The sequence below is a fragment of the Paenibacillus sp. FSL R10-2796 genome, from assembly GCF_037965315.1.
In the GTDB taxonomy this organism is placed as follows: Bacteria; Bacillota; Bacilli; order Paenibacillales; family Paenibacillaceae; genus Paenibacillus_AQ; species Paenibacillus_AQ odorifer.
The window spans coordinates 2,116,162-2,134,670 of record NZ_CP150178.1 but is presented as its reverse complement, the minus strand read 5'-3'; the positions used below and the strand labels follow the sequence as shown (position 1 = coordinate 2,134,670).

Annotated in this window: 15 protein-coding genes; 8 read left to right on the top strand and 7 right to left on the bottom strand. The window is 44.3% G+C overall.

The features are described from left to right. Positions 1–37 precede the first annotated feature (37 nt). The 5 genes from pgmB (at position 38) to NST58_RS09500 (ending at position 7,116) form a co-directional block, all read left to right on the top strand. Positions 38–694: a beta-phosphoglucomutase gene (pgmB, locus tag NST58_RS09520; protein WP_076279393.1), complete on the top strand. Its 657-nt coding sequence runs from the start codon at positions 38–40 to the stop codon at positions 692–694. Positions 695–1,013: 319 nt separating this feature from the next. Further along, positions 1,014–3,332 carry a glycoside hydrolase family 65 protein gene (locus NST58_RS09515; RefSeq protein WP_076184663.1) on the top strand — a complete coding sequence of 773 codons (2,319 nt, stop codon included), beginning with the start codon at positions 1,014–1,016 and terminating at the stop codon, positions 3,330–3,332. A gap of 88 nt (positions 3,333–3,420) precedes the next feature. Beyond that, positions 3,421–5,103, top strand: coding sequence for an alpha-glucosidase (locus NST58_RS09510; RefSeq protein ID WP_339247487.1), 1,683 nt, complete (start codon positions 3,421–3,423; stop codon positions 5,101–5,103). Positions 5,104–5,248: 145 nt separating this feature from the next. Continuing rightward, positions 5,249–6,112: an AraC family transcriptional regulator gene (locus NST58_RS09505; RefSeq protein ID WP_339247484.1), complete on the top strand. Its 864-nt coding sequence runs from the start codon at positions 5,249–5,251 to the stop codon at positions 6,110–6,112. 152 nt (positions 6,113–6,264) lie between these two features. Further along, a complete protein-coding gene (locus NST58_RS09500; protein ID WP_076126458.1) occupies positions 6,265–7,116 on the top strand; it encodes a DegV family protein in 852 nt (283 codons plus the stop codon). Between the two features lie 64 nt (positions 7,117–7,180). Here NST58_RS09500 and NST58_RS09495 read toward each other — a convergent pair whose 3' ends face one another. The 5 genes from NST58_RS09495 to NST58_RS09475 all read right to left on the bottom strand — a co-directional run bounded on the left by NST58_RS09495 (position 7,181) and on the right by NST58_RS09475 (position 12,401). Beyond that, the gene (locus NST58_RS09495; RefSeq protein WP_339247481.1) at positions 7,181–8,818 is read right to left on the bottom strand and encodes an ATP-binding protein; all 1,638 of its coding nucleotides are present in this window, start codon (positions 8,816–8,818) and stop codon (positions 7,181–7,183) included. A gap of 208 nt (positions 8,819–9,026) precedes the next feature. Continuing rightward, the gene (locus NST58_RS09490; protein WP_232061220.1) at positions 9,027–9,728 is read right to left on the bottom strand and encodes an ABC transporter permease; all 702 of its coding nucleotides are present in this window, start codon (positions 9,726–9,728) and stop codon (positions 9,027–9,029) included. Beyond that, positions 9,712–10,632, bottom strand: coding sequence for an ABC transporter ATP-binding protein (locus NST58_RS09485; RefSeq protein ID WP_076126453.1), 921 nt, complete (start codon positions 10,630–10,632; stop codon positions 9,712–9,714). The genes NST58_RS09490 and NST58_RS09485 overlap by 17 nt, the downstream gene beginning before the upstream one ends. A gap of 117 nt (positions 10,633–10,749) precedes the next feature. Beyond that, positions 10,750–11,685: a sensor histidine kinase gene (locus NST58_RS09480; protein ID WP_076277543.1), complete on the bottom strand. Its 936-nt coding sequence runs from the start codon at positions 11,683–11,685 to the stop codon at positions 10,750–10,752. After that, complete coding sequence (locus NST58_RS09475; RefSeq protein ID WP_339247476.1) at positions 11,685–12,401, bottom strand: response regulator transcription factor; 717 nt, start codon at positions 12,399–12,401, stop codon at positions 11,685–11,687. The genes NST58_RS09480 and NST58_RS09475 overlap by 1 nt, the downstream gene beginning before the upstream one ends. A 158-nt stretch (positions 12,402–12,559) precedes the next feature. Between NST58_RS09475 and NST58_RS09470 the strand changes: the two genes are divergently transcribed. The 3 genes from NST58_RS09470 to NST58_RS09460 all read left to right on the top strand — a co-directional run bounded on the left by NST58_RS09470 (position 12,560) and on the right by NST58_RS09460 (position 16,548). Further along, complete coding sequence (locus NST58_RS09470; protein WP_339247473.1) at positions 12,560–13,531, top strand: phosphodiester glycosidase family protein; 972 nt, start codon at positions 12,560–12,562, stop codon at positions 13,529–13,531. Further along, positions 13,528–14,541 carry a bifunctional glycosyltransferase family 2/GtrA family protein gene (locus NST58_RS09465; protein WP_312151137.1) on the top strand — a complete coding sequence of 338 codons (1,014 nt, stop codon included), beginning with the start codon at positions 13,528–13,530 and terminating at the stop codon, positions 14,539–14,541. Before NST58_RS09470 ends, NST58_RS09465 begins: the two co-directional genes overlap by 4 nt. Before the next feature lie 615 nt (positions 14,542–15,156). Next, on the top strand, positions 15,157–16,548 hold the full coding sequence (locus NST58_RS09460) for a SpoVR family protein (protein ID WP_076184671.1): 1,392 nt from the start codon (positions 15,157–15,159) through the stop codon (positions 16,546–16,548). A gap of 62 nt (positions 16,549–16,610) precedes the next feature. Here the strand turns inward: NST58_RS09460 and NST58_RS09455 are convergent, their stop codons facing one another. Next, positions 16,611–17,051: a GNAT family N-acetyltransferase gene (locus tag NST58_RS09455; RefSeq protein WP_248547663.1), complete on the bottom strand. Its 441-nt coding sequence runs from the start codon at positions 17,049–17,051 to the stop codon at positions 16,611–16,613. Between the two features lie 340 nt (positions 17,052–17,391). Then, the gene (locus NST58_RS09450; RefSeq protein WP_254857052.1) at positions 17,392–18,318 is read right to left on the bottom strand and encodes an AraC family transcriptional regulator; all 927 of its coding nucleotides are present in this window, start codon (positions 18,316–18,318) and stop codon (positions 17,392–17,394) included. Positions 18,319–18,509: the final 191 nt, after the last annotated feature.

Sequence of the window (18,509 nt, the reverse complement as noted above, 5' to 3'; positions counted from 1 at the left end):
GATCACGACGCTGTCAAAACTTTTAGGAGGTACTACAATGTCGGAAATTAAAGCCTGCTTGTTCGACTTGGACGGAGTAATCGTCGATACAGCCAAATACCATTATATCGCTTGGAAAGAGCTTGCAGATGGACTGGGGTTTCTTTTCACAGAACAAGATAACGAACGCCTTAAGGGAGTCAGCAGAACGGCTTCACTAAATATTTTGCTGGAAATCGGTGGACTAACGATTGCTGAAGAAGAGAAAGCTAAGCTTGCGGAACAGAAAAATAATCGTTATGTCGAATATATTGCAAAAATGGACAGTTCTGAGATTCTGCCAGGTGCGCTTGATTTCCTAAAAGAGTGCCGTACGAATGGCATCAAAGTCGCTCTCGGTTCTGCCAGTAAAAACGCTATGACGATCTTGAATAATACCGGATTAACCCCTTACTTTGATGCAATCATCGATGGAACTCATACTAGTGCTGCTAAACCAGATCCGGAAGTGTTCCTGTTAGGAGCCAAAGCACTGGATGCCGCACCTGAACATTGTGTAGTCTTCGAAGATGCAGAAGCGGGAATTGAGGCCGCTACCCGGGCCGGTATGTTCAGTGTTGGCATTGGTTCGCCGGAAACCCTCAGTGCCGCGAATATTGTGGTTCCATCGCTCGCTCATATGAGTGTGTCCATGCTCAAAGAATCTTTTGCATAAATATAGTGAACATAATGAACTCAAATAGTACTGATTTGAGTTGTTATGGACATTCCTACCAGAGATTAAATGAACTAATAATTAATCGTTAACTTTCTGGTGATGAAGTGACGGAGAGGAATTTTGGAACTGTAGAAGCATAGCGTTCGCCTTTATAATCAGATTTCATCCGCAAAATGTGGTTTAAATATAGAAATCTGATTATAACAGCGATCGAAAGTCCAAAGATTCATCGCAGTCACTTTTATATCACCGGAAGTTTAACAAAAGATTTGTTCATTTTATATATCCCCCTAACATATTTAAAGGAGCGGTTATCGTGAAACAATATTTAACAATTGATGAATGGTCCATTATTGAGGAATCCTTTGATCCACAGACGCAAGAAATTTCTGAAAGCGTATTTAGTCTTGGTAACGGATTTATGGGTGGCCGGGCTAATTTCGAAGAGCAATATAGCGGCAACAGCCTGCAAGGCAGCTACATGGCGGGCGTCTACTACCCTGACAAAACACGTGTCGGCTGGTGGAAAAACGGCTATCCTGAATATTTTGCCAAAGTACTTAACAGCACGAACTGGATCGGTATTAACATTGATATCGAGGGTACACCCCTTGATCTGGCAAAGTGCACCGTTTCCGAATTCCGCCGTGTACTTAATATGAAAGAAGGAACGCTCTCCCGTAGCTTCACTGCCACTCTCGAAGATGGTAAGGAAGTTAAAGTAGAAAGTATCCGGTTCGTAAGCATGACTCGTCAAGAAATCGGCGCGATTCGCTATTCCATCATTCCTGTTAATTTCTCAGGCAAGATTACGATTACTCCTTATCTTGATGGTGATGTGAAGAACAAGGATTCCAACTATGACGAGAAATTCTGGAATGAAGTTGAGAAACAAGCGGGACCTGATCATGGACATCTCACCCTAAAGACTAAGAAACTCGACTTCCATGTCACCTCTGCTATGGCTTTTGATATCCTTGTCAATGGTGAGAAAGTAACTGCCGAAGCAGAAGTCATCGAACAAGAGAAATATGTAGCCAGCAAACTGGACGTAACCGCACAAGCGGGCAATCAAATCGTCATTTATAAATATGTAGCCAATGTTACTTCTCGGAATCACGGTTTGGGACAATTGGTCGACGCCGCCCAAACTGCTCTGCAAGCTGCTAAGGAAGCCGGGTTTGTAACTCTTTTGACCGAACAAATTGAAGCTTGGAGAGAAAAATGGAAAGAAAGCGACATCATCATTGAAGGTGACGTTTCGGCTCAGCAAGCGATTCGCTTTAATATTTTCCAACTCAATCAAACCTATAATGGTGAAGATGACCGCCTGAACATTGGCCCGAAAGGCTTTACCGGTGAAAAATACGGCGGCAGCACTTACTGGGATACAGAGGCGTATTGCGTTCCCTTCTATCTCAGTACGGCGGACTCCTCCATTGCCCGCAATTTGTTGATCTACCGTTACAAGCACTTAGAGAAAGCTAAAGAAAATGCCCGTAAGCTTGGATTCAAAAAAGGTGCGCTATACCCAATGGTTACGATGAACGGTGAAGAATGCCACAACGAGTGGGAAATTACATTTGAAGAAATTCACCGGAATGGTGCCATTGCCTACGCTATTTACAACTATGTGAACTACACCGGAGACAAAGCCTATCTGGGACAATATGGCCTTGAGGTTCTAGTGGAAATCTCCCGCTTCTGGGAAGAACGTGTTCACTATGCATCACGCAAAGACAAATACGTAATGCTCGGCGTAACGGGCCCGAATGAATATGAGAATAACGTTAATAATAACTGGTATACGAACCGTATGGCTTCGTGGACTATGGAATATACCATGGAAGCACTGGCATACTTGCAAGAAAATGAGCCTACTCGTTATGCTGAGCTAGTTGACAAACTAGGGCTGCAAGAGAGCGAAACTACAAAATGGAAAGACATCATTGCTAAGATGTATTATCCTGCGGATGAAGAGCTGGGTATCTTCTTACAACAAGATGGCTTCCTGGACAAAGAGATCATTCAAGTCAAAGATCTGGAACGTGAGCATCTGCCACTCAACCAAAAATGGTCATGGGACCGTATCCTGCGTTCTTGCTTCATTAAACAAGCAGACGTTCTGCAGGGATTATATTTCCTGGGTGACCGTTACGATCTCGATACCAAAAAACGTAACTTCGACTTTTATGAACCGATCACTGTTCATGAGTCCTCCCTTTCCCCTTGTATCCACTCCATTCTAGCCAGTGAGCTGGGATATAAGGATAAGGCCTATGAAATGTACTTGCGTACTTCAAGACTGGATCTTGATAACTATAACAATGATACAGAAGACGGCTTGCACAGCACTAGCATGGCTGGTACTTGGATGTCAATCGTACATGGTTTCGGCGGACTCCGCGTGCATGACGGCAGACTGACACTGAGCCCATCTAACCCAGGTCACTGGACCGCTTACTCTTTTAAAATCATGTTCCGCGGCTCCCGTCTGAAAGTAAGCGTTACGGATGCACAAGTTACTGTTACGAATGAAACTGATATCCCTGCTTCTATTACTATCTACGACAAAGAATATACCGTAAACGGACTAAGCAGCATCACTGCTGATAGCAATTCCGTCACAGTATAAAACTTACACCCAAGAGACCCTTGAAGCTTAATGCTTTTGGGGTCTCTTTATTTTTTAGGAAGATAACTTATATAAGGAGTGATTTTGAATGAACAGAACCTTTTGGAAAGAAGCCGTTGTCTACCAAATCTATCCCCGCAGCTTTCAAGATAGCAATGGTGACGGGATTGGAGATCTGCAAGGAATCATTTCACGTCTGGATTATTTGCAAAAGCTAGGTGTCGACGTAGTTTGGCTGTCACCTGTATATAAATCACCAAATGACGATAACGGTTATGACATCAGCGATTATCAAGATATTATGGATGAGTTCGGCACATTACAGGATTGGGAAGAATTACTGACTGGATTGCACGCCCATGGCATAAAACTGATGATGGACCTTGTAATCAATCATTCCTCAGATGAGCATCCCTGGTTCGTAGAATCCCGTTCTTCAAAAGATAATCCATATCGCGATTACTACATTTGGCGTCCGGGTGGACCAGATGGTGAGCGTCCCAACAATTGGAGTTCTGTATTCAGCGGCCCGGCTTGGGAACTGGATGAAACCACTGGTGAATACTATCTGCATCTGTTTTCGCGCAAGCAACCGGATCTCAACTGGGAGAATCCGCAGCTGCGTGAGGAGTTATACAAGATGATCACCTTCTGGCTCGACAAGGGTGTGGATGGTCTACGAATGGATGTAATCAATATGATTTCTAAAGTGGAAGGTCTCCCATCCTCTCATAGAGACGGCCTTGCTCCCGGGGAACTTGCTTGGGGCGGCGAATATTATATGAATGGACCACGTGTTCATGAGTTTTTACATGAAATGAATGACAAAGTGTTATCCAACTATAACATTATGACTGTCGGCGAAACTCCTGGCGCTACAGTTGAAGATGCCATCCTTTACACGGACGAGGAACGCAAAGAGCTGCAAATGGTATTCCAGTTCGAGCATATGGATGTGGACTCGGGTCCTGACGGCAAATGGGACGTAGCCCCGTGGACGTTGTCGAAGCTGCGCGATATTCTTCATAAATGGCAAGTGGGTCTGGCGGATAAGGGTTGGAATAGTCTTTATCTTAACAATCATGACCAGCCACGTATGGTCTCAAGATTCGGGGATGACGGTAAGTATCGTGTGATCTCTGCCAAAATGCTCGCTACCTTACTGCACACGCTGAAAGGGACACCCTATATTTATCAAGGCGAAGAAATCGGGATGACTAATGTAAAGTTCACAGCCATTGAACATTATAAAGACATTGAAATCCTCAATATGTATCGCGAAAAGGTTACCGAAGGCGGCGCTGATCCTAACAGCGTGCTAAACGCTATTCATATCAAAGGCCGTGATAATGCGCGCACTCCGATGCAATGGGATGATTCTGCGAATGCCGGCTTTACTGAAGGGGAGCCGTGGCTCAAAGTTAATCCGAACTACAAGGAAATTAACGTGGAGCAGGCCCTGGCGGATTCGGATTCCATCTTCTATTATTACCAAAGGCTGCTTGCTTTGCGCAAAAAAAATCCGATCATGGCTTATGGCGAATACAAGCTACTTTTGCCAGAGCATGAGGATATTTATGCCTATACGCGTACTCTGGATGACGAGAAGTGGCTGGTGCTGCTCAATTTCAATGAGGTTCCACAGACTGTTGATCTTTCCGCAGAGCTAAGTAAGGCTACGGAACTTATTATTGGAAATTACCCTGATGATGCACCCACACGGGAATTATTACGACCTTATGAAGCAAGAGTGTATCGATTGAAAGACTAACTTTGTCTATCTTCCTGAGTTATACTATTTAGGATGATTTTTTATGAGATTATCCTTCTGCCTGCTACCTGTCATTAGAGAGCACGGAATAACAGGATTTTGCAAATGCAGCCTGATAGTATGAACTTAAAGGGAGATGACGGACTTGGAATGGCTTATCCGCATGAAAGAAGCTTTAGATTATATGGAGAGCAAGATGGAGGAATCTGTGACCATTGAAGAAATCGCCAAGGTTGCTTACTCCTCCCCCTTTCATTTCCAGCGCATGTTCAATATGCTTACCGGAGTATCTATCAAAGACTATATCCGTAAGCGCAGATTAACTCTGGCTGCACAGGAGCTTGCTATTTCTAAAGTTAAAGTGCTGGATGTTGCACTGAAATACGGATATGACTCGCCCGAGTCGTTTGCCAAAGCATTCCGCAAGGCACATGGAATTACTCCTTCTGCTGCGCGGGAGTCAGGGGTACAGCTCAAGGCTTTCCCTAGACTCTCCTTCCATCTATCACTGAAGGGAGATAAAGAAATGGACTACAGAATTGAGAAAAGAGACGCTTTTAATGTTATCGGACTAGTAGAGGAAATGACAACGAAGGATGGGGAGAATCTGCGCCGCATCCCTCAGTTGTGGATAGAAGCTAATGAAAATGGTACGTCGGATAAGCTGATTGAGCTCGGTGAAGATAAGGATTTATTAGGCATCTGCTCTGACATGAACCATGATAAAGAAACCTTCTCCTATTGGATCGCTGTCGAAGCTACTCCAGAGACTGATGCACAGGGCTTTGCTTCTACAACAATTCCAGCTGCAAGTTGGGCTGTGTTCACCTCAGTAGGGCCGATGCCTGATGCGATCCAGCAGGTATGGGCACGCATTTTCCAGGAGTGGTTCCCTTCCACAGGCTACGAGCACACAGGCGGACCTGAGTTTGAGCTATATCTTCCAGGGAGACCAGACGCAGAGGACTATCGCTGTGAGATATGGATCCCTGTTACGAAAAAAGATTAGAACTAAAAAGACTATCGAAATCCCGATAGTCTTTTTTTCTTGTGATTGCCTACTATTTCATTTTGAGAATTGGCATAGTCTTGGTATAATAAATAGATTATGTAGTTCTATAATGATTATTGTCATCCGAATTATCGGTGAAGGAGAATTTCATGTCTACTGTAAAAATATTTTCAGACAGCACTTCCGATTTACCTCAAAACTGGAAGGATACTTATGACATCGGCATCGTTCCTCTTTATGTTGTATTTGAAGAAGGTACCTACAAAGATGGTGAAGATATTACACCCGAGGAAGTGTATCGCCGTGTAGCCGCTAGTGGAGTATTGCCGAAAACGGCAGCACCTTCGCCAGCAGATTTCATTGCTGCATTTCAACCCGTGATTAGCAGCGGACAAGATATTGTATATATCAGTCTCTCCTCCTCACTATCCTCTACATATCAGAATGCACTTTTGGCTGCCGGGGAATTTCCTGAGGGACGCGTACAGGTTATAGATTCACAAACCTTGTGCGGAGGCATTGCCCTCCTTGTTATGAAGGCTGTCAGAGCTGCTGAAAAGGGCCACTCTGCCGTAGAGATTGCAGCCATGCTGGAGCACAGCCGCAGCCTTGTGGAAACTGAATTCGTTGTGGATACGCTAGATTACTTATATATGGGTGGACGCTGTTCAGGCATGCAGAACTTCATCGGTAGTCTGCTCAAAATCCGTCCTGTTCTTAGACTGGTAGATGGAAGCATCATACCTACCAGCAAAATCCGTGGCAAAAAAGAAAAAGCTGTTGAACAAATGCTCCAGAACGCTTTGGTTCATGTCGATCGAATGGATAATGAGTTGCTCATCGTGGTCCATACCTTGGCGGAAGAAGATGCGCTCTATCTGGAGGCAGCACTACGAGAGAAAACTCAAGTTAATGAAATAGCAATCCTCCATGCGGGTTGTGTAATTGGCAGCCATTGTGGGCCGCATACTGTAGGTCTCATGTATATGCTTCAGGACTAATAACACACAAATCTCCGGCCATTGCCTCTTAAGCAAATGGACCGGAGATTTGTGTGTAACCCCCCTAGTTTGAAGTTACTTCCAGCTCTATATCTTCTGCTCTGCAAGGCAACATAAAACGAAACGTAGAACCTTGATTCTCTTCACTTTCTACAAAGATCGTCCCACCCATCAGCTCCACAAGCTGCTTGCAAATAGCCAGTCCCAATCCTGTACCTCCATATTTACGGTTTATGGACGGATGCAGCTGTGAGAAAGATTGAAACAATAGATTGAGTTTGTTACCGGCAATTCCTACACCTGTATCCCGCACTGAAAATTCCAACAAAAATTCTTGTTCATCAGATAGTGGAATGTTCTTCACCGATAGGGTCACGCTCCCACGTTCCGTGAATTTCAGCGCATTGCCTACCAGATTCACGACAATCTGCCGCAAGCGGATCGGATCAGCAATGATTATGGTTGGAACGCTAGTATCCATCCACCAACGTAATGCCAGCTTCTTCTCTTCCGCTTTCGGTGCAAATAAATCAATGACGTCTGAGATCATCTCGCGGAGATCAAACTTCTCGGATTGCAGTGACATTTTACCTGCTTCCATTTTGCTGAAATCAAGAATATCATTCAAGATCTGTAATAACGTATAACTACTGCTGCGTAAAATCTCGGCATAACCTCGCTGCTCTTCTCCAAGTTCAGTATCCAACAATAGATCAGCCATTCCGATCATCCCGTTCATCGGCGTCCGAATTTCATGGCTCATCATCATTAAGAAATCAGATTTGGCTTGCGCTGCCTGCTCTGCTGATTCTTTCGCACGAATGATTTCTCGCTCATTCGTAATATCACTGAAGGCAATAACCGCACCTGCGATCAGCCCTTCATCAATAAGAGGTGCTACCCGATAATTAACAAAAAAACTGGTGCCATCCTTACGCCAGAAGATCTCATCATCTTTCTTGCGGATGACTCCATCCTCTATCGTAAGACTAATCTGGCAATCAGGTGTCGAATAACGCGAACCATCACCTTGGATATGATGGATATAATCCATAAGCTTCAGACCCATCAATTCTGTTGGTTGGTAGCCTAACATATCCGCTGCCTCACGGTTAATAAATAGAGCACGCCCCGTTGTATCTAGCACAAAGATTCCCGCGGAGACGGAATTCAGAATGAGACTCGATTGTTGATCCTTCACAGCTACTATTGAGCTATCTTTGGAGCTGATCTCCACTTCGCCCGTGATAGGTAATTCAGTATCTAAGGTGTCCGCTAATTCATCTAGCCAGTCTTGTAACAATTTTGCATGTAAAAGAGCGCTTCCGTTAGCCACTTGAGTAATCGCGAATACCCCGGCGATCCCTTCTTCCGTTCTGATCGGTAATAGTTTAACGCCTACGCAATCTGAGCCTTTTTTGGGATTCTCTAAATCTTGTAGCTCAAAGCTTGAGGAGTTCCCCTGCAGAGCAGCCTCAAAACTAGCAATATTGCCAAGTTTTTTTCTCTTTGCTGATATCGGACTTGTATTTTGCAACTTCGCTTCTGCGCTCAAGCCTAGATGAAAAGTTCGATTGGTTCCTACGCAGCGACCTTGTCTATCCAGAACGAATATCAAATCAGGATGATGGTCATATAACGATTTATAAGCGCTCTCTTCCGAAAGCAACCGTCTCAGAATGGACGTCCAGTCTTTATCCACAGTTCACATCCCCTCAGGCTCTCTCATCCATTATCATTACCCCTAAACGAGTAATGTTCATCTAAAATTTAAAATATATTTCATATCTATTATATCAAAATTACGGAAATCAGTCGTAGATAAACGTCAAATCCCCCCTTTATAACCCAATCACGATGCTTTTTCATCGTTACAAAAGGGTTATAAAAGGGGGTGAATTCCGAATCTATTAGGCTATATCTTTATGTTCAATGTTGCGAATAGCCATATAGGCAATACCTGCTCCTAGCAAACCAAGTGAGATCGACACCGCCGCTAAATTACCTAAGCGAGCTTGATCAAATCCCCCAGAAATTAGGGAGGTAACTAACACAGCTGAGACGATGGTGGCAGGGACCGATTTTTTCTTCATTCCAAAGTACAATGGGATTAGAGCAATACCCGCTGCGTAAAAAGCGTTTGCGCCTAACTTAATCAGCTCTGAAGTGATTACATGAAGGGTCAGTTCACCCGGAATAAGCCCTGCAAAGGAATTGAATCCTATTAGGATAGCGCCGACTACAATGTCTGCCACGATTATGGCAACAAATGTGAAGGCGAACACTATCAATATTTTCGCAGTCATCAGCTTTTTACGTGAGATAGGATACATGAAGAGAAGAGTAATGGTGTTGTTCTTATACTCATCAATCACCAGCTTGCTAATAATAACCGAAGCGAAAATAATATAAGCAGCCTTTACAAAAACGAACACGCCCTCAAACAACTCTGCATAAGAAGCAAATGACGGTTCGCTCTCATTTTGATCAACGAATAAAACCATAATCATAAACGCAAGAATCGCAAGATTGACGATTGCTGCACCTGTAAGAAGCGTTTTTAGCTTATTCTTCCGAATCTCCAAAGATATTAATTTAAGCAATGCCTTCACCCCCAATCAATTGCAGAAAATGATCTTCCAGCGTATGTTGTTTTTTGCTGATACTTTCAATTTCCACATCTGCTAGCACTAACGCCTTATTCAGATCACGTTGTGAGATTCCACCGTCATATATTCTAACTGTAATATGGTCCAGCACTTTGAAATTATTAAGCCCAAGCTTATGCTCCAACACATACACTGCTTTATTAATCTCATTCGTAACCACTTCGATATATTCAGTATTTTGGCCACGAATGGAATCCATCGCCACTTCTTCTACCAGAGCACCCTGCCGGATCACACCGATCGTATCAGCAATCTGCTCTATTTCCCCCAGAATATGACTAGATACAAGTAACGTCATTCCATATTCACGGCTAAGCATCCGGAACACTTCACGCATCTCCTTGATTCCCACAGGATCTAGCCCATTAATCGGCTCATCCAAAATGAGCAGCTCAGGTTTCGTCATGAAGGCTCTGGCAATACCCAGACGTTGCTTCATCCCAAGTGAAAATTGCTTCACCGGCTTTTTATCGACACCTGTGAGCTTTACCAGCTCCAGCGCTTCACCAATCGCTTGCGGATCATAATAGCCCATGTACTCTCCGTGCAAAATCAGATTTTCTTTGGCTGTCAATTTATCATAAAACACTGGATATTCAATGATGCAGCCCATCCGCTTCAGCATTTCGTAAGAATGCTCAGTCATTTTTTCATTAAAAAATTCAATTTCTCCACTCGTAGGTTTAACGAGGTTCGTGACCATTTTCATCACGGTAGTTTTGCCAGCACCATTGGGTCCAAGAAACCCGTAAATTTCACCTTGCTTAATATTCATATTCACATTGCTGACGACTTCTTTACCTTGATAGGTTTTCGTTAAATTTCTTGTCCGAAGTATTGTAGTCAATTCCGCGCTCCCCTTTGTTTTCGTCTCGTCTTCCTTAGTTCTTATTGTACACAGCAGAATTTTCTTTTTTATTACTCGTTTCTTACGAAAATCTTAAGCTGCGCACAATTCTATTCCTTAGAAGCGTAATCTGCGAAAAGTAAGGGTAAACACCGTTCTCACATACGGCTGACTAACCAGTGTAATCGTTCCATTCATTTGCTCCGTTAATCTTTTGGTGATCGTCAGACCTAGACCGCTGCCTTGATAAGCCCGATTTCTTGAATCTTCCAGCGTATACAGACGCTCAAATACTTTATCCTGGTGTACTTCACTGATGCCTTTTCCCCGGTCCCACACCTCTATGTATACTTTGTTCTCATCACTATAGAGCCTTAATCCTAATACGCTCCCAGCGTCGCCATAAGAAATTGCGTTCGACAACAGATTGGACAATATTCGATCAAGAGCCTCTTCATTTCCCATGAAGTAAACAGCCTCATCCGGAATCTCAATCTCCACCTCACTGCCCTTAGCGCTGAGGATATCATAGAAAGAAAGGATGTTGCGTCTGCATACTTCACCTGCCTCAACTCGTGAAAGCGCAATTTCCCGATCCCCTGATTCCAGCTTGGACAAATCAAAAAACTTGTTCATCAGCTGGATCACTTCATTGGCTTTTTGATGAATCATCTTCATCATTCGTTCCCGTTCCCCGGCCGGCAAATGCTCATCCTGTTGAATGGTCTCAATATAACCAAGCACAACCGTTAGCGGAGTCTTAAGATCATGAGAAATATTAGACAGCATATTACGCATGGATTTCTCCAGCCTTACGCGCTCAATGCTTCCTTTATGATTGATATCCAGCAGCCGGTTCAGGTCAATCAGCACGCTTTGCAGCTCCAAATTACCGCTGAACAGCAGCAATCTTTCATGTGAGCCTTCCTCCATAATGCTGCTTAACTTGTCATGCATATATCGCAAATCATTAGAAGCTTTACGCGAATTCTGATATTGCCACACAATGACGGCGAGTAAGAGCACAATGACAACACCTAGCACCGCAATCATTATAGCTGTTCTCCCAGCTTATACCCGATGCCCCATAACGTCTTAATGTATTCGGGATGGGAGGGATCGTCTTCTATTTTTTCACGCAATCTTCTCATATGTACATTAATGACGTTCTCATCCCCGAAATAATCATCCTCCCATACGCTCGCATAAATCTGCGCTTTGGTAAATACTCGGCCCGGATGCGTCACAAACAGCTTAAGAATATGAAATTCCTTCGACGTTAGCTTTACTTCTTCCCCGTTCTTCAACGCAGAGAAGTTATCTAAATCTACAGTCAATCGGCCAATGGAGATCATTTGCTTCACCGGAGCTTGATCTTCCACTTGGATACTGGGAGATGCATAACCTGCACGACGGATCGCTGCCTTCACCCTAGCCGCTAGCTCAATCATAGAAAAGGGCTTCGTAATATAATCATCCGCCCCAAAGCCTAACCCAAGCGCTTTATCTACATCACTGTCTTTAGCGGACATGATCAACACTGGAACCAGACTCCCCGCACGAATAGTCTGAAGAATGTCAGTCCCGCTACGCTTCGGCAGCATAAGGTCTAACAGTACAAGATCAAATGGACCACCGGTCAGAAATGTTCTCTCCGCTACTTCACCGTCAAATACAGCTTCAATCTCATAACCTTCTTTTACCAAATAAGACCTGACCATTTCACTGATTGCTTCGTCGTCCTCAATCAGCAGCACACGCTGTGGCATGTCCAAACCTCCCCGTAGTCGAAAACCTCTTCGTTAAATTATACCAATTTCCCGGAGCTCTTACTATTTCGGTTTTTATTTCAGCTTTTATTTCAGTTTCATTAAAGGTAGCCCAGGTATTATGGCCATAACAACTTACAAAATGAGGTGATGCTTCAATGTTGAACAAGAGAAGTAAGCAAGCCTGGAGCTTCAAACGAAAGCTGCTGATCGTGATGATCATTGTCCTCCTGCTTCTCGGCACAGTGATATATAGTCTGGCAGATCGTTACTTAATCGAACATGTCGAAGTCGTAGTTGCGGATGATGCAGCTACAACTAGCAGCTCAGGAGCTACAGCCGTTACAGCTGCCGAAGTTAACGCAACCTCTGACGACTGGAATTACTCCAGCGATGATATTCAGATCCAGATCGACCAAGTGCAGACCGGTTCCGGATCAGACCAGATCACTTATTTTGTCGCTGATATCGTCCTCAAGGAAGCGAGCAGCCTGCGCACTGCTTTTGCCGACAACAGCTTTGGAACAAACATCACTGAGGATACCTCGGACATTGCTTCCGCGAACCATGCGATTTTTGCCATCAACGGTGATTACTATGGCTTCCGCAATGACGGAGTGATAATCCGTAACGGCACGGTGTATCGTGATGATCCTGTGCGGGATGCAATGGCGCTGTTCGATGATGGGACAATGCAAACCTATAACGAGGAAGAGATTTCTTCCTCTGAACTGCTGGCGCAAGGGGCCACCGATACCCTTTCCTTTGGTCCGATTCTGATTCAGGACGGGGAGATTGCCAGTGATTTCAGCAATGTCAAAATCGATACTAACTTCGGCAACCATTCCATCCAGAATGCGAATCCCCGCACCGCAGTTGGTATGATCGCACCAAACCATTATGTGTTTGTCGTAGTTGACGGGCGCAATGAAGGGTACAGCCGTGGGATGACCCTTACTGAGCTAGCTGATGTAATGTCCGACCTTGGCGCCACAGAAGCCTACAATCTGGACGGCGGTGGTTCATCCACTATGTACTTCATGGGACGGGTCGTAAATAATCCGCAGGGCAAAAACAAGGAACGGGGCGTCAGCGACATTCTTTATATCAAGGAGGGTGCAACATCATGACTATACTGATCCCAGCCTATGAGCCCGATGAACGACTGCTCGATTTGATTTTACAGCTGCATAATTTCCAGCTTGAACCTATTGTTCTTGTGGATGACGGCAGCGGCCCGCACTACCGTGGAATCTTCGATATGGCCGAAGCATTCGGCTGCACTGTCCTAACCCATGAAGTCAACCTCGGAAAAGGACGTGCTCTGAAGACAGGGTTCCAGTATATTCAGGAGGCCGGTCTGCCGGATTATGTAGTCTGCGCGGATAGCGACGGCCAACATCTGCCTTATGATATTAACCGGATCGTTGAATCTCTGCGGAACCAGACTACTCCGGGAATCGTACTCGGCAGCCGCCGGTTCACCGGAACCATTCCTCTGCGCAGCCGCTTCGGCAACTCTGTAACCCGGACGGTCTTTTCCTTAACTACAGGTACTAAGATTTATGATACACAGACTGGGCTGCGCGGCTACCCCCTATCAATGCTTGATTGGCTATGCCAGATTCCCGGCGAACGGTTTGAATATGAAATGAACATGCTGCTGACTGCCCATAAAGAGGGATACACCATTACGGAAGAGTACATCGATACCGTCTATCTGGACGATAATAAATCATCCCATTTCCGGCCTCTGATGGACTCCTTCCGGATTTATCTGCCGATACTGATGTTCAGCACTTCTTCGCTGCTGTCAGCCCTGCTCGACTTCACACTCTTATTCCTGTTTCAGAGGCTCAGCCATAACCTATTCCTGTCCGTCGCGGCCGCGAGATTGTGCAGCTCTGTCTTCAACTATTCTATGAACCGAAAATATGTCTTCACGGGCGGCAAACGCTCCAAGATTCAGACATCGCTTCCCAAATATTTTGCGCTGGTGATCCTCGTGTTGCTATTCAACTATGGACTACTCTATTTCTATAATGAAAAGCTGATTATTCCGCTTGTCGCCGCCAAGCTACTGACCGAGGCTTCAATCTTCCTATTCAGCTATTGGGCGCAACGGAGGTTTGTGTACTGAGGGTTTGGGAACTATGGGGAAGGTTACGTTCTCTCGACTGCTTATGCTCGTGTGGTGAGCAATTGGGAATTTGTGAAGCACTAATTGGACACTTGTGGAGCACTTTTCGAACACTTATGGAGTACTAATCGGATACTTGTGGAGCTTCTATCGGGCACCTATGGAACTGCTCCTCGAACACATATGGAGCATCTATTGGGCACCTATCGGACACAGATGACACTAATCGCAGTATTATTCCACTTTTGGTATGCTAACGGACCCCATAGCCGCTATTGGCAAGAAAGACACCACATATGAGCCTCTTTTTGTGGGATAGCGTCTGTGGGGTCCGAAACCCTGCTCAAAAGGCTGGAAATTTGCAAATAACGTCATCTGAGTCCGAATTCACCGAGAAGGATACCGTTGATAGAATTCGCATACAAAAAAGCTAGTGCTTCCTTCCAATAATGTATACAAAATCACATTATCTTCACTCAGAAATTCAGAACGTCATACACTCATCTTCTCTCCCATATACTTAAATGGAACAGTCCCGGACATTGTCGCGGAACCTTTGCAGCCTTGTCAGAATAGGTTGCAGCATAAGCCCAAGCTGGAGGGAGAGAAAGATTCATGCCAAGCGAAGAAATTAATGCGCTAGAGCGGGCCATTGCCGAGATTACGGAAATAGCCACTGGCTTCGGTTTAGATTTTTATCCCATGCGTTATGAAATATGCCCCGCAGATATTATTTATACATTCGGCGCTTATGGAATGCCTACACGATTTGGACACTGGAGTTTTGGAAAAACCTTTCATAAAATGAAATCCCAATACGATTTCGGACTGAGCAAAATATACGAGCTCGTTATTAACTCCAACCCTTGTTATGCCTTCCTGCTGGATGGAAATTCACTGATTCAGAATAAGCTGATCGTTGCCCATGTGCTAGCGCACTGTGATTTTTTCAAAAATAATATGCGTTTCTCCATGTCCAACCGAGATATGGTCGAGAGTATGTCAGCTACAGCAGATCGGATTGCCGGTTATTCTGTAACCTACGGTACTGATGCTGTGGAGAGCTTCATCGATTCAGTGCTGGCTATCCAGGAGCATATAGACCCCAGTCTGATCCAGCCACGCAAGCTGGGCAAAACTCACCTACTGGAAGCTAAGATGAAGGAGCTTAAAGATGCCCCTCCAGGCGGCACGAAATCATCCAATCCTTATGACGAATTATGGAATTTAGATAAAAGCAATACTGGGCCACAGGAAGCACCCTCTGGAAACCGTGCTTTCCCCCCTGAGCCAGAAAAAGATATGGTCTGGTTTATCCAGCAATATTCTACTGTTTTGGAGGATTGGCAACGCGATATCATGACGATGCTCCATGACGAAATGCTCTACTTCTGGCCGCAGATGGAGACGAAGATCATGAACGAAGGCTGGGCTTCCTACTGGCATCAGCGCATCGTTCGCGAACTAGATCTGACCGAAGAGGAAACAGTGGAATACGCAAAACTAAATTCATCCGTCGTGCAGCCCTCACGGCAAAGCCTGAATCCTTACTATCTGGGGCTGAAAATCTTTGAAGACATCGAACGCCGCTGGGACCGTGAGAAAATCTTTGAAGTACGTGAGTTGGAATCCGATACCTCCTTTATCCGCAGCTATCTGTCGAAGGAATTGGTGAACGACCTCGATCTTTATGTTTTTGAGAAAAAAGGCCCCGAATGGAAAATCACCGATAAAGCATGGGAAAATGTACGAGATCAACTGGTGCTCGCCCGGGTCAATGGCGGGTCTCCTTACTTGGTAATTGAGGACGCAGACTTCGAGAAGAATGGTGAATTATTTATAACTCATCGCTATGAAAGCATCGAGCTGGATCTGAAGTATCTGGAGCGCACACTCCCTCACATCTACTCTTTATGGGGGCGGACGGTTCATCTACAGACGGTTGTGGAAGACAAAAAGGCGCGTTTTTCATACGATGGCAAAAAGGTGCAGCGGAAGTTTATTTAAACTAAAAAAAGCGGCAGACCTAAACGGGTATTAACACCCTGGTCTGCCGCTTTTTGCTATGACTAAAATGAGGATTCAGATTCTTTTAACGACTTCGAGAAATATTTTGGAGCCTCAACAAATCCTTGCCGAGCATAAAATCTATGCGCATCAGTTCTTCTGGAATGACAATGAACCTGAATTTTATCACAGTTTCTTTTTCTAGCTAAATCAGCGCAATACGCCTCAAGCTTTCGTCCAATTCCTTTGCTCCTAATGGCATTGCTCACCACAAGATAACTTATAATTGCAGTATCTCCTACCAGACCTAATTGGGGTATGTAATGCATGGAAATACAAGCCACCACTTGATCATCTTCCTCAAAAACCAATAATTCCTCGTCCGGATGTAGGATTAGCTTTTCTATTTTTTCTTGCATGAACACTTCTGTATCCGGATATCCCAACTGTTCTAATAATTCCGCTATGTCTTTCCAGTCATCAGCTCTCGCTTCTCTAATCATCTGCTTCACTCCCTGTTATTTTCGAATTACCTTACTTATTGACTCTATTACACTACGGAAGATCATACACATCAAACATATTAATTTCGATATATAACTCCCCCAAGGCATCTTCGGTTCCCATATGGGAGTTCCTAAAAAAGAAGACCCACAGCGGTAACACGCTGCGGACCTTCATCGACACCCTCATATCGACTTAATATCTTCACATGGCAAATGCTCAGGGTGAACGTAAGGAAGTTTGAAAATATAGGCGCGTAGCGTTCGCCTTTGTCAGCGACCTAAAGTCCAAACATTTCTGAAATTACGGTTATCACCGAGCAGCCTTTGCCCTTATCGACTATTCAGTCAACTTTTTCACAGGAACGTAAATCTCCATCACTGTATCTGGCCGCGAATGGCAGCGTTCATCGTAAAACTCAAAATCCAGCTTAGTCTCGTCATAAACGTAACCACTGTCCTTAAACCATTCTTCGAAGATGTACTTCCAGCTGCTTTTTATGACTTGGGCAAACTCTATTTGCTCTGTATCCGTTGAAGTATCCACTGGGGGTGTTGTAAACACGGCATATTCGGCTTCTGGCACATCCATCGTCAACATATCAGCTTCTACCTTGGAGTAGTCCTCAACAATAACACCCAAAAGATAGGTGGCATTACCGTTATCTGAAGACGGAATACATAAACCAACTTCTCCGTGTTTAGGCGGGTTTAGTATTTTATACATTTTGGACTCCAGGTTTTCACCCTCATAATGGCTCCAAAAAGAAGCAATATCCTTAGTGTACATACTACCCGCAACATTAGTTTGGATACCATAACCTGCCACCTTAAAAGCAGGTTTACGAACAAAAACAGGATTCATAATATAACCTCCGATATCAAATATTGAATTTCCTTTACTAAACCCATCCATCCGCGCTGCATATTGTGTCGGACTATAACCAAAGGTTTTGCGAAAAGCTTTAGTAAAGCCACTTTGTGTTTCAAAACCATAGTCCAGCGCAATATCAATGATCTTTTTTCCAGCAAATAATTCAATTGAGGCTAAGGATAATTTTCGGCTCCGCACATACTCCATCACAGACATTTCTTTGCACAAGCTAAACACTCGGCAAAAATGATACACCGAATATCCGACCTCCGTCGCTATTTCTTCCACCGTTATATTTTCTTTGATATGAGCTTCTATATATTCAATACATTTTTCTATATCTTTACTGTAATTCAAGTGCAGCACCAGCCTTTCCCCGTACGGTGATTTCATTATATCAACTGCACTGCAGATGGACTGTTCCTGTTTTGCTGAGCTGCATTATTGCCTGTATAGAAAAACAGAGCAATGATCCTCCATTTACAAAAAGATCACAACTCTGCGTATTCTTAGTCACCATCATTTTGGGTAAGCCTCGAAGTAGACAACGCTGGATCCACGTAACTACTTACTCTTCAGTTCTG

Excerpts from the sequence above, each read along its gene's own strand:
- NST58_RS09455 (WP_248547663.1), bottom strand. The coding sequence starts at position 17,051 with ATGATTAGAGAAGCGAGAGCTGATGACTGGAAAGACATAGCGGAATTA.
- NST58_RS09465 (WP_312151137.1), top strand. The coding sequence starts at position 13,528 with ATGACTATACTGATCCCAGCCTATGAGCCCGATGAACGACTGCTCGAT.
- NST58_RS09480 (WP_076277543.1), bottom strand. The coding sequence starts at position 11,685 with ATGATTGCGGTGCTAGGTGTTGTCATTGTGCTCTTACTCGCCGTCATT.
- NST58_RS09470 (WP_339247473.1), top strand. The coding sequence starts at position 12,560 with ATGTTGAACAAGAGAAGTAAGCAAGCCTGGAGCTTCAAACGAAAGCTG.
- pgmB (WP_076279393.1), top strand. The coding sequence starts at position 38 with ATGTCGGAAATTAAAGCCTGCTTGTTCGACTTGGACGGAGTAATCGTC.
- NST58_RS09460 (WP_076184671.1), top strand. The coding sequence starts at position 15,157 with ATGCCAAGCGAAGAAATTAATGCGCTAGAGCGGGCCATTGCCGAGATT.
- NST58_RS09450 (WP_254857052.1), bottom strand. The coding sequence starts at position 18,318 with ATGAAATCACCGTACGGGGAAAGGCTGGTGCTGCACTTGAATTACAGT.
- NST58_RS09500 (WP_076126458.1), top strand. The coding sequence starts at position 6,265 with ATGTCTACTGTAAAAATATTTTCAGACAGCACTTCCGATTTACCTCAA.
- NST58_RS09475 (WP_339247476.1), bottom strand. The coding sequence starts at position 12,401 with ATGCCACAGCGTGTGCTGCTGATTGAGGACGACGAAGCAATCAGTGAA.
- NST58_RS09510 (WP_339247487.1), top strand. The coding sequence starts at position 3,421 with ATGAACAGAACCTTTTGGAAAGAAGCCGTTGTCTACCAAATCTATCCC.